Origin of the sequence: Tepidibacillus sp. LV47, assembly GCF_048381575.1 — a bacterium.
Taxonomy (GTDB): Bacteria; Bacillota; Bacilli; order Tepidibacillales; family Tepidibacillaceae; genus Tepidibacillus.
The window spans coordinates 281,477-293,141 of record NZ_JBLWIF010000001.1; the positions used below are offsets into that span (position 1 = coordinate 281,477).

Annotated in this window: 10 protein-coding genes; all 10 read right to left on the minus strand. The window is 39.0% G+C overall.

The window, feature by feature from the left end; genetic code table 11:
* The 10 genes from carB to ACMW72_RS01450 all read right to left on the minus strand — a co-directional run bounded on the left by carB (position 1) and on the right by ACMW72_RS01450 (position 11,613).
* Positions 1–3,195: a carbamoyl-phosphate synthase large subunit gene (carB, locus tag ACMW72_RS01405; protein ID WP_418367047.1), complete on the minus strand. Its 3,195-nt coding sequence runs from the start codon at positions 3,193–3,195 to the stop codon at positions 1–3.
* Positions 3,188–4,279, minus strand: coding sequence for a carbamoyl phosphate synthase small subunit (locus ACMW72_RS01410; RefSeq protein WP_418367048.1), 1,092 nt, complete (start codon positions 4,277–4,279; stop codon positions 3,188–3,190). Before ACMW72_RS01410 ends, carB begins: the two co-directional genes overlap by 8 nt.
* Before the next feature lie 2 nt (positions 4,280–4,281).
* Positions 4,282–5,562: a dihydroorotase gene (locus tag ACMW72_RS01415; RefSeq protein WP_418367049.1), complete on the minus strand. Its 1,281-nt coding sequence runs from the start codon at positions 5,560–5,562 to the stop codon at positions 4,282–4,284.
* Positions 5,496–6,455 carry an aspartate carbamoyltransferase catalytic subunit gene (locus ACMW72_RS01420; protein ID WP_418367050.1) on the minus strand — a complete coding sequence of 320 codons (960 nt, stop codon included), beginning with the start codon at positions 6,453–6,455 and terminating at the stop codon, positions 5,496–5,498. The genes ACMW72_RS01415 and ACMW72_RS01420 overlap by 67 nt, the downstream gene beginning before the upstream one ends.
* A 261-nt stretch (positions 6,456–6,716) precedes the next feature.
* The gene (gene uraA, locus ACMW72_RS01425) at positions 6,717–8,048 is read right to left on the minus strand and encodes a uracil permease (RefSeq protein ID WP_418367051.1); all 1,332 of its coding nucleotides are present in this window, start codon (positions 8,046–8,048) and stop codon (positions 6,717–6,719) included.
* A 180-nt stretch (positions 8,049–8,228) separates the two neighbouring features.
* Positions 8,229–8,774: a bifunctional pyr operon transcriptional regulator/uracil phosphoribosyltransferase PyrR gene (gene pyrR, locus ACMW72_RS01430; RefSeq protein WP_418367052.1), complete on the minus strand. Its 546-nt coding sequence runs from the start codon at positions 8,772–8,774 to the stop codon at positions 8,229–8,231.
* 230 nt (positions 8,775–9,004) lie between these two features.
* Positions 9,005–9,925 (minus strand): RluA family pseudouridine synthase, encoded by a 921-nt coding sequence (locus ACMW72_RS01435; RefSeq protein ID WP_418367053.1) that lies wholly within the window; start codon positions 9,923–9,925, stop codon positions 9,005–9,007.
* A 16-nt stretch (positions 9,926–9,941) separates the two neighbouring features.
* Positions 9,942–10,391, minus strand: a complete 450-nt coding sequence (gene lspA, locus ACMW72_RS01440; RefSeq protein WP_418367054.1) for a signal peptidase II — start codon at positions 10,389–10,391, stop codon at positions 9,942–9,944.
* Positions 10,392–10,503: 112 nt separating this feature from the next.
* Entirely contained in the window at positions 10,504–11,235 is a 732-nt protein-coding gene (locus ACMW72_RS01445; protein ID WP_418367055.1) for a TraR/DksA C4-type zinc finger protein, read from the minus strand.
* 15 nt (positions 11,236–11,250) lie between these two features.
* Positions 11,251–11,613, minus strand: coding sequence for a DUF5665 domain-containing protein (locus ACMW72_RS01450; protein ID WP_418367056.1), 363 nt, complete (start codon positions 11,611–11,613; stop codon positions 11,251–11,253).
* Positions 11,614–11,665 lie beyond the last annotated feature (52 nt).

Here is an 11,665-nt window from a genome sequence, read left to right on the forward strand (position 1 = left end):
TCACTCACCACCTTTAGATAATGGTTGAAGGGAAAGGGATAAAGATTCGAGTACATGCAATAACGCATAGGCTGTATCAAGAGAGGTAAGGCAGGCAATTCCGTATTCCACAGATTCCCGGCGTATTTTGAAACCATCTCGTTCCGTATTTTTCCCTTTTGTGTAGGTATTAATGACGAGATGAACATTTCGCGAGCGAATTTCGTCAAGAATATTCGGCGTGCCTTCCCTTAATTTTTGTACTGGTGTAATCGGAATACCGTGTTTTATAAGAAATTCCGCTGTGCCTTTTGTCGCCATAATCTGAAACCCGAGTTGATAGAAGCGACGAAATAAAGGAAGTGACTCTTCTTTATCCTTATCCGCAATCGTTGCTAAAATCGTTCCATTTACAGGTACATGAATACCAGCTGCCACCAATCCTTTGTATAAGGCTTTAGCGAAATTGGTATCTATTCCAATCACTTCCCCTGTTGACTTCATTTCTGGTCCCAAGGTCACATCTACCCGACGAAGTTTCGCAAAGGAGAAAACAGGTACTTTTACAGCCACCTGATCGGATACAGGCCACAAGCCTGAAGGATATCCAAGGGATTGCAACGTGTCACCTAAGATGATTTTTGTTGCAAGATTGGCCATCGGGATTTTAGTAACTTTGCTTAAAAAGGGTACCGTTCTTGATGCTCTTGGATTGACTTCAATCACATAGACTTCGTGCTGATGAATCACAAACTGAATATTCATCAGCCCCTTTGTTTCCATCGCCAGTGCAAGTTTCGTTGTAATATCGACAATTTGATTGATTTCTTCATCGGTTAAAGATTGGGGTGGATATACTGCAATCGAGTCACCTGAATGAACACCCGCTCGTTCAATATGCTCCATAATACCAGGGATGAGTACATTTGTGGCATCACTGATCGCATCCACTTCCACTTCAATTCCTTGGAGATAACGATCGATTAAAACCGGATGATCAGAGGATACCATGACTGCTTGTTTCATATAATTAATTAATTCATCTTGTGAATAGATGACCTCCATCGCTCTTCCGCCAAGGACATAGGAAGGACGAACTAATACAGGGTAACCGAGTCGCTTTGCAACATGGATTGCTTCATCGATCGATAAAACCGTTTCCCCTTTTGGTTGTTTAATCCCCAATTCTTTTAATAATTGTTCAAATCGTTTACGATCTTCAGCTTGATCAATATGATCAAGAGTCGTACCTAAAATTGGCACATGATGTTCCGTTAATTTTTCTGCTAGATTGATGGCAGTCTGACCTCCGAATTGAACAATGACCCCGATCGGTTTTTCTTTTTCAATCACGTTCATGACATCTTCAAAGGTTAGCGGTTCAAAATAAAGCCGATCTGATGTATTAAAATCGGTAGAAACAGTTTCCGGATTATTATTGATGATAATGGCCTCAAACCCTTTTTCTCTTATTGCCCAAACGGCATGAACCGTAGAATAATCAAATTCGATTCCTTGCCCAATTCGAATGGGTCCTGAACCTAATACGAGAACGGAGGGTTTGTTGGTAGGAACAACCTCGTCTTCCATCTCATAAGTAGAATAATAATAAGGTGTGGAAGAATCGAATTCGGCTGCACAGGTATCGACCATTTTATAAACAGGTCGGATTTGAAATTGAACTCTTGCTGCTCGTACCTCTTCTTCTTTCAATCCTTTGATTTGGGCAATTTGTCGATCAGAAAAACCAAATCGTTTCCATCGTAAAAGTGTAGTTGGATTCAGCTCTTCATTATAAATCTCCTGTTCTATGTCAACTAATCGTTTGATCTTAAATAGGAAAAAGGGATCAATACCTGTTATCCCATGAATCTCTTCAACTGTTATTCCCCTACGAAACGATTCCGCTATCACCCATAACCGTTGATCGTCAGCCTGTTTCATCTTCCCGATTAACTCTTCCCGTGTAAATCTAGCAAAGGAATTCGGTTGATATAAACCGTCATACCCTTGTTCTAAGGAACGGATTGCTTTTTGTAATGATTCCTCGAATGATCGCCCTATCGCCATTACTTCACCCGTAGCTTTCATCTGTGTACCTAGTTTTCGATTCGCTGAATGAAACTTGTCAAAAGGCCAACGGGGTATTTTGGTCACAACATAATCAAGAGAAGGTTCATAACTAGCATAGGTAGTCTGAGTAATCGGATTTTTAATTTCATCTAAGGTGTAACCAATTGCAATTTTTGCGGAGATTTTGGCTATTGGATAACCTGTCGCCTTCGAAGCGAGCGCACTAGAACGACTTACCCTTGGATTCACTTCAATGACGTAGTAGCTTTCACTTTTAGGGTCTAATGCGAATTGCACATTACAACCACCTTCAATATTTAAAGCTTCTACAATCTTTAGTGCAGAACTACGTAAGTTCTGATAATCTCGATCAGATAAAGTTTGGCTTGGAGCAACAACGATACTATCTCCAGTGTGAATCCCAACTGGGTCGATGTTTTCCATATTGCAGACGACGATTTTATTCCCATTACGGTCACGAATCACCTCATATTCGATTTCCTTGTAACCTAACAGGCTTTTCTCCAGCAGAACTTGGTGAATCGGACTAGCTGAAAGTCCATTTTGAACAATTTCGATCAGATCTGCTTCTTGGTAAGCAATCCCACCACCTGTACCACCTAAGGTAAAAGCAGGGCGAATTACCACAGGATAACCTACCTCTTTAATAAAGGAATATGCTTCCTCTAAATTGTAGACAATCTTACTTTCTGGTACTGGCTCACCGATTTCGTTCATTCGGTTACGAAATTGTTCCCGGTCCTCTGCGATTTGGATCGTCTCTTTCTTCGTCCCGAGTAGTTCTACGCCCATTTTGGATAAAACTCCTCTTTGTTCCAGTTCCATTGCTAGGTTTAATGCAGTCTGACCTCCGAGGCTTGCTAGAATCCCATCTGGTTTTTCGATGCGAATGATTCGCTCGAGAAAATCTACGGTTAAAGGTTCCATATAGACTTTATCCGCCATTTCTAGATCGGTCATGATCGTAGCTGGATTACTATTGACTAAAACGACTTCGATTCCTTCTTCTCGTATTGCTTGACAGGCTTGAGTTCCTGCATAATCAAATTCTGCAGCTTGACCAATTGCTATGGGACCTGAGCCAATCACAATAACTTTTTTCAAGTCTGTGCGTTTAGGCATTTTTTTTCTCCTCCTTTGATGCATGGATTTTTTCGATAAATTGGTCAAATAGATAGCGACTATCAAAAGGTCCTGGGGACGCTTCAGGATGATATTGAACGGAAAATGCAGGTGCCGTATGATGAGCTAAACCCTCTACAGTTCCATCATTTATTGCAATATGAGTAATCGTTAAAGGACATTGTTCCAATGATTCTTTGGTTACGGTATAACCATGGTTTTGTGAAGTGATCACAATTCGATTGGTTACTAAATCTTTTACAGGATGATTACTTCCCCGATGACCAAATTTCATTTTCTTCGTGTCTGCTCCATTGGCTAATGCAAACAATTGATGGCCAAGGCAGATGCCAAAGAGTGGAATATTATTTTCAATAAGACCTTGGATCATGGGAATTGCCCAAGGTACATCTTTTGGATCACCAGGGCCATTGGATAACAAGACCCCATCTGGATGAAGACTCTCAATCTCTTTAAGTGAGGTATTATGCGGGACAATGGTTACCTTGCATTGTCTTTCTAGTAACTCGCGAACAATTCCTTGCTTATAACCGTAATCGACCAATACAACATGATAGCCTTTGCCTGGTAATGTTATTGGCGAAGGAATGGAAACTTGTGGGACCTGATTCCTTTGTAATGGTGCTTTTAATCTTTTCATCGCTTCTTCTTTATTCATCTCATTTGTCGATAATAAGGCTTTCATTGTGCCTTTAGTACGAATTTTTCTCGTTAGCATTCGCGTATCGATTCCAGCAATTCCTAAGATATTGTGTTCCTTCAAAAATTGATCGATATTCATCACCGATTCAAAATGAGAAGGTGATTCTGCATATTCCCTAACAATAAACCCAAATACTCTAGGTTTTACGGATTCAAAGTCTTTAAGATTCACGCCGTAATTTCCGATCAAAGGATAAGTCATTATAACAAACTGCCCATAATAAGAAGGATCGGTTAATACTTCTTGATAACCCGTCATCCCAGTATTAAATACAATTTCTCCAATTGCTTCCCCTGTGCTTCCAAATGATTCACCTGTCAATTCTGTTCCATCTTCAAGATAAAGAGTAGCTTTTGCCATCTTTATTCCTCCTTCTCTTCCCAGACAATTTTTCCGTTGACGATTGTCATTATTGGCCATCCCTGTAATTTCCAGCCAACAAAGGGGGTATTTTTGCCCTTTGATGCAAATTGTGTAGGATCGACAGATTGGATTTTTTCTAGGTCGATGATGGTTATATCCGCAATGCTTCCTTTTTCAATCTTTCCAAGATTTAATCCAAACAACGAGGCTGGTTTTATAGTTAACGAATCGATGAGTTGTTCTAGTGAGATCAAATGATGTTTTACTAGATTCGTAAACAAAAGGGGAAAGGCGATCTCTAGTCCCACGATGCCAAAAGGAGCTTCTAATAGTCCTTTTCCTTTTTCTTGTTCTGTATGGGGAGCGTGATCGGTAGCGATCATATCAATCGTCCCGTCTTTTAACCCCTTAATCAAGGCTTGACGATCTTCTTCTGTTCGTAAGGGAGGATTCATCTTAAATTGTGCATACGGCTCTTTAAGATCATCTTCAGTTAAGACCAGATGATGAGGCGTCACCTCAGCTGTGACATTCACCCCTCTTGCTTTTGCTTCACGGATCAATTCAACAGATCGTTTACTGCTTACATGACATACATGGTAGTGAACACCTGTTATTTCCGCCAAGATTAAATCCCGCGCTAACTGGATGTACTCTGCTTCTGCGGGTATACCTGGTACTCCCAACTCTTTTGCCATTCTTCCGTCGTGAATGACTCCACCGTTGGTAAGGTCAATATCCTCGCAGTGAGCAAGAATGGGTACACCCAAGGTTTTCGCTATCTCCATGGCCTGTTTCATCAAACCTGACGATTTCACACCTCTTCCATCATCAGAAAAGCCAACTGCTCCTTTCTCTTTCATCCCAAATAGATCAGCTAATTTTTGTCCTTCTTGTTCCTTTGTAATCGCACCAATCGCTAATACTTTTGCAAAACCTGCTTGTTCGCTTTTCGTTAGAACATAGGTAATAAGTTCAGCTTGATCGATGACTGGTTTGGTATTTGGCATAGACGCAATAGTTGTAAACCCACCCTTGACTGCTGCTTTTGCCCCTGTCTTGATGGTTTCTTTCTCTTCATATCCTGGTTCACGTAAATGAACATGGACATCGATAAATCCTGGTACAACGATCTTCCCACTAGCATAAACAATTTGATCTTCCATCTTAGGGATGATCTCTTCTTTGATTTCCTGAATTAACTCACCTTCAATTAGGATATCTCTCTGAATCCACCGATTTCGATACCACACATTTCCTTGTTTGATAATGATTCCCATCTTAAATTTCCCTCCAATGCTCGTTCAATGACAGCCATTCGAACCCATACTCCATTATGAATTTGTTCAAAGATTTTTGACTGGGGATGATCAACGACTTCATCGTCCATCTCCAATCCGCGATTCACTGGTGCAGGGTGCAAGATGATGGAATGAGGCTGAAGATATTTTAAACGTTCTCTTGTGAAACCAAATTCTGCTCGATAGTTCTCTTTTGAAGAAATATAGTTCATCTTTTGCCGTTCAAATTGAATTCGTAGCATTATGACCACATCGGCATTTTGAATCGCTTCATCAACAGGTAGAATCGTTCCTTCTAAAGAATCATCCATCAATGAATCTGGTCCGCTAAAGATCAGCTGTGCCCCCAACCTTTTTAAAAGTGCCGCATTGGAATGGGCAACCCGACTATGGGATATGTCACCGATGATGGCGATTCTAAGCCCTTTTACTGTGTGAAAATATTTACGAATGGTATATAAATCTAATAATGCTTGAGTGGGATGTTCAATCCTTCCTTCACCAGCATTAATAATTTTTAGAGATACTTTTTCAGATAGCTTCCTTAGTAACCCTTCTTCAGAAATTCGAATCACTGCTGCCTCTACTCCTTGTGATTCAAGTGTTCTTAACGTATCTAACAGCGACTCTCCCTTCGTGATACTCGATACACTTTGTTGAAACTGAAGAACTTCTGCTCCTAATCGTTTTTCTGCGATCTCAAAGGAGAAACGTGTTCTTGTACTTGGTTCCAAAAACAGATTCGCGACAAAACGATTTTGAAACTGTGGACGTATAAATGGATGATATTGCTCATAATATTTCGCTCTGTTAAAGATTTTTTCTATCTCTTCAATGGTTAAATCATCGATGCTTAATAAATGTTGTCCCATTTTTCTCTCACTCCTTACTTACTTTCTTTTGTTCATAGACCTAATTCATTCATCCCTTAATTATGAAGGCGTTAAAAAAGGATCTCCTTACGGTTGGTAAGAAGATCCTTAAACTTCCAATCATATCCAGCTTTTTCCTATGAAACTTTATGTTTATCTTATGATTCCAAAAATTCGAATAAAACGTGAATGGTATGATTGTAAGCTGAAGAACCTTACCAGCCTCTCTGGACTGCTTTAAAGGTTTCTTGATTTTATAAATTATAAACTTGCTTTTATCGTTTTTCTATTGATCGAACTTTGTGCTAAATTGTCCGTTTCTTCTACTTCTATTTCATTTTCTCCTTGTTTATTCGTTGGTAATACAAGGTTAAGAATCACTCCGACAATTGTTGCTAGTGCCATTCCTTCAATGTCTATATGAATCCCTTTTAAATGAAGGGCTGCATTCCCTACACCAATCACCATAATCACCGAAGAGATCACAAGATTTCGCTTATCGCTATAATCAATTCCATTTTCCACTAACATACGCAGACCTGCCGAAGCGATGATTCCAAATAAGAGTATGGATACTCCACCCATGACAGGTGTTGGAATCGTTGAAATTAATGCTCCTAATTTTCCGATGAAGGCAAAACTCATCGCGAAAAGCGCAGCTCCTGCGATGACATAGACACTGTATACACGGGTGATTGCCATGACACCAATATTCTCACCATAAGTGGTATTAGGCGGTCCACCAATTAACGCAGCAAGAGAAGTTGCCACACCATCACCAAGGATCGAGCGATGTAATCCTGGGTCTTTGACAAGATCCCGATTCATAATGCTACCTGTCACCATTAAGTGCCCAATGTGTTCTGTGATCGTGACTAAAGCAACAGGGACCATAATAATGGCTGCTTTCCATGAAAATTCAGGAGTTGTAAAGGTAGGGATTGCAAACCAAGGTGCTTCATAAACTTTGGTTAAATCCACGATACCTGCAAATAAAGAAATGATATATCCGCCGATAATTCCAAGTAAAATTGGTATAACACCTAAGAACCCGCGAAACATGGTACTAGCTAGGATTGCTATCGCTAGAGTAGCTAATGCAATGAAGAAGTGTTTTAGTGAATAAATCGTTTGTCCGTTAACTTTCACATTCATTGCCATATCAACAGCGACTGTAGCTAGTCCTAAACCGATAACGATAACCACTGAACCAATGACAACTGGTGGTAAGAGTTTATGAATCCATTCAGAACCAAACTTGTATATGATCAGTGCAACAATGGCATAAATGATCCCAGCAAGCAATGCTCCAAACATTGCTGCTCCTAATCCTTCTGTTTTAGAAACCGTGATAATGGGAGCGATAAAAGCAAAGGATGAGCCAAGATAGGCTGGAATTTTACCTTTTGTGATCATCAAATAGGCTAATGTTCCTATACCACTTGAAAGAAGTGCGACTGATGGATTTAATCCAGTTAAGATTGGAACCAAAATCGTTGCACCAAACATCGCAAACAAATGTTGAAAGCTAAGGGGAATCCAACTTAATAAATTTGGGATCTCATTTACATCTAAAACAGGTTTCTTATTCATGTTACTCCTCCTCTTTTCCAGAAAATTGTCTTTAAGCTTTTTAAAAGAGGTTTATATTAGTTTTTTTCCTAATAAAAAACCTCTTTCGAGACGAAAGAGGTTCAGTTCGAAGGGATTCTCGTTAAGCATTTCAATGATCCCTTACGAATAAGAACCCTTGTCAGCCTCTCTGGACTGATTTTAAAGGGTAGTCGTTTGTCGTATAACTACTTGTTCTTTTTGGTCCACTTCTTTTAATTGAACAGATATCATTTCCTGTCTTGAAGTTGGTATGTTTTTGCCAACATAATCTGGACGAATTGGAAGTTCCCGATGCCCTCGATCAATTAGAACCGCTAATTGAATCAATTGGGGGCGGCCAATATCGATCAAGGCGTCCAAAGCAGCACGAACGGTGCGTCCTGTATAAAGCACATCATCCACGAGAATAACTTTTTTTCCTTCAATGCTAAAATCGATGTGACTTCCTTGTACTAAGGGTTGATCACTTTTTTCTGATAAGTCATCACGATAAAGGGTAATATCTAATTCACCAATTGGTACGTCTTGCCCTTCAATCATCTTAATCTTTTCTCCTAGTCTCCTAGCTAGGTAAATTCCTCTTGTTTTAATGCCAATAAGAACGAGATCTTCTATTCCTTTATTCTTTTCTAAGATTTCATGTGCAATTCTTGTTAATGCTCGCCCAATTGCTGCTTCATCTAGTAATACTCTTTCTCTTACCACCTGATACACCTCCTTGCGCTCCATTTAGCGGTGATCGTGTGCATAAAAAAAAGCTTTTGCCACGAGAGGCAAAAGCTTGTAATATCAGACAACAAACACTATATCTTTTAATCATCCGATCACCTTTTCAGCCTCTCAGGACTGAGTTAAAGGAACTTTCAATTGTTATTCATATTATCTACTATCTCCATTTGTATGTCAAACATTTTTTGATAAAAACTTTAATTTTTTTATTTTCCTCTCAATTGTTCCAGCAACCGAACCATATCCTGTGGTAATTCTGAATCAAATTCCATATACTCTCCTGTTCGTGGATGGTGAAACCCTAACACTTTAGCATGTAAAGCTTGGCCATCAATATCTAGCGTTTTCTTAGGACCGTATAGAGGATCGCCCACTAATGGATGCCCAATATATTGCATATGTACGCGAATCTGGTGAGTTCTTCCTGTTTCTAACTTACATTCGATTAGCGTATACCCATTAAACCGCTCTTTTACCACAAAATGAGTGACAGCATGTTTACTATTTTTATGAACAACAGCCATTTTTTTTCGATCTTTGGGATCTCGACCAATGGGTGCGTCGATCGTCCCAAGATCATGAGGAATATTCCCATGAACCAAAGCCGTATAAACCCGATGGACGGTATGCTCCTTTAATTGGCGAACCAAAGATTCATGAGCTAAATCATTTTTAGCCACCATCATCAATCCTGAAGTATCTTTATCGATCCGATGAACAATTCCTGGTCTTAATACCCCATTAATCCCTGATAAATCCTTAATATGATAAAGTAAGGCATTAACCAAAGTTCCCGAATAGTGACCAGGTGCAGGATGAACAACAAGGCCTCTAGGCTTATTCACCACAACAACATCTTGGTCTTGATAAACGATATCTAAGGGTATGTTTTCAGGCTCTATTTCTAATTCTTTTTGGGGGGGAATCTTGACGACAATTTCATCATTTTCACTTACTTTATAATTAGCTTTCACTACTTGATCATTCACTGTGATATAGCCTTCTTTGATCCATTGTTGAATCTGTGTTCTCGACCATTGTTCAAACTGTTCTGCCAAAAATTTGTCAATTCGTTCTCCGACTTGATCCCCTTCAATTGTCCACTCATATTTTTCAAACCGATCCAATTTCACAACCTCATTCCTATTGAACTGATTTGGTAAAAAATAGTTTCCATATCATCAGAATCACACCGATCGTAATCGCTGAATCGGCAATATTAAAAATTGCAAAGTGAATAATTCGCACGTCGATAAAATCAATCACTTCGCCAAATATAATGCGATCGATTAAATTTCCAATGGCACCACCTAAGATCAGGGCCAAACCAAAAGTGAGTATTTTTTGGGTCTCCTTAACTTGCCAAATATAATAAATTAAGAAAACGGCAACAATTGATGTTAGAATGATAAAGAAAGTGCGTTGGTTCTGTAAAATACTAAAAGCAGCGCCGCGATTTCGCGTGGATGTAATGTGAAACCAGCCTTCAATCAAGGGTATGCTTTCATAAAGGTCCATGTTATGTATGACCATCCATTTACTTAATTGATCAATCAGTACAATGACAAATGATACAAGATAGTATAACAACATTGGTTCCTCCTCTATTCTTTCTCTGCCCATTGTAGCATAGGGGCGCCTCATCTACAACTTGCAAAACAAAAGCCCCCTTTTATTCCTTAAGGGGACTAAATATTTTAACTTCTTACTTCCTTTCTTCATCAATATAAATTTCTGTAATTCCTTCTTCTCCTTCATGACTTTTAATATAGGCTTCATAAGCTTTATTCCGTGCAATATCTACATGATCTACACTTGGACTGCCAGTGATATCCGTAATGATAAACCCTTCTACTTGATCCACATAACCATCTGGTTCATCGCTTTCAATGTATAAATGATCGTAATCTTCACCACGTGCAAAATAGTCGGCAGGATTCGATGTCCCATATCTTGTAACAACTTGCCAAGCATCTTCCCCATCAAATCCTGTTTCATTCTCTTTCCCATCAAAACTTGTTCTGCTAAAAGGAGGCATAAGGAATTGTTCCTCAATGGGGCGTTGTATCGAGATCTCGTTATTCGTTTGATGCTCAATACAATATTTTGCATAAGGGACTGCTTCTAATCGTTCTTTGGGTATCTCTATATGACAAGTCAAACAATACCCATAGGTTCCATTTTCAATTCGTGTTAATGCGTCGTCGATCAGAGCAAGAATATGTTTTTGGTTTTCTTTTAAAGCTAAATCTTTTCCTCGTTCAAACAGTTCTGATCCAATATCTGCTGGATGGTTATCATAAAGGGAAAGTTCTCCAATCGAATCTTTCATACTTTCATCTAAGTTAAAATGATTGTTGGTTTCCCATTCATGCAGAAGTGATTTTTTTTCTTCTAGCAATAATTCCTTGAAATGTTGAAGATCTTTTTGATTCATTATATCGCACCTCTTTTATCGAAAACTTCGCTCAATATCTAATTGGGCTTGGACAATTTTGACAATATCAGCTATATAATCCCCAATAATCGGTAAATTTAAAGCGCCTAATTTTTGTAAAATATAAATGATAGTAGCAGCAAATACGGTAAACCCAAGCGCAATCCCGATTCCCCTTGCAATCCCAGTTAAAAGGTTAATAAAAAACAATCGATGAGGCCGATTTAATAAAGCAACATAATCAGCGATTTGTACCCGTTCCAACTGTATACCTAATTCATCAATTTTTTTCCCAATCCATTCTAAGGAGTATTTTTCCTCATCCTTCTTCTCATTTTCTTTTTCAATCGATTGATTACCCTGAGTTTGATCCTTCATTTCCCTACCTCCTATATTCATTATTCATAGTTTACGCATTTTTACCATTACT

Excerpts from the sequence above, each read along its gene's own strand:
- carB (WP_418367047.1), bottom strand. The coding sequence starts at position 3,195 with ATGCCTAAACGCACAGACTTGAAAAAAGTTATTGTGATTGGCTCAGGT.
- ACMW72_RS01410 (WP_418367048.1), bottom strand. The coding sequence starts at position 4,279 with ATGGCAAAAGCTACTCTTTATCTTGAAGATGGAACAGAATTGACAGGT.
- ACMW72_RS01415 (WP_418367049.1), bottom strand. The coding sequence starts at position 5,562 with ATGGGAATCATTATCAAACAAGGAAATGTGTGGTATCGAAATCGGTGG.
- ACMW72_RS01420 (WP_418367050.1), bottom strand. The coding sequence starts at position 6,455 with ATGGGACAACATTTATTAAGCATCGATGATTTAACCATTGAAGAGATA.
- uraA (WP_418367051.1), bottom strand. The coding sequence starts at position 8,048 with ATGAATAAGAAACCTGTTTTAGATGTAAATGAGATCCCAAATTTATTA.
- lspA (WP_418367054.1), bottom strand. The coding sequence starts at position 10,391 with ATGTTGTTATACTATCTTGTATCATTTGTCATTGTACTGATTGATCAA.
- ACMW72_RS01445 (WP_418367055.1), bottom strand. The coding sequence starts at position 11,235 with ATGAATCAAAAAGATCTTCAACATTTCAAGGAATTATTGCTAGAAGAA.
- ACMW72_RS01450 (WP_418367056.1), bottom strand. The coding sequence starts at position 11,613 with ATGAAGGATCAAACTCAGGGTAATCAATCGATTGAAAAAGAAAATGAG.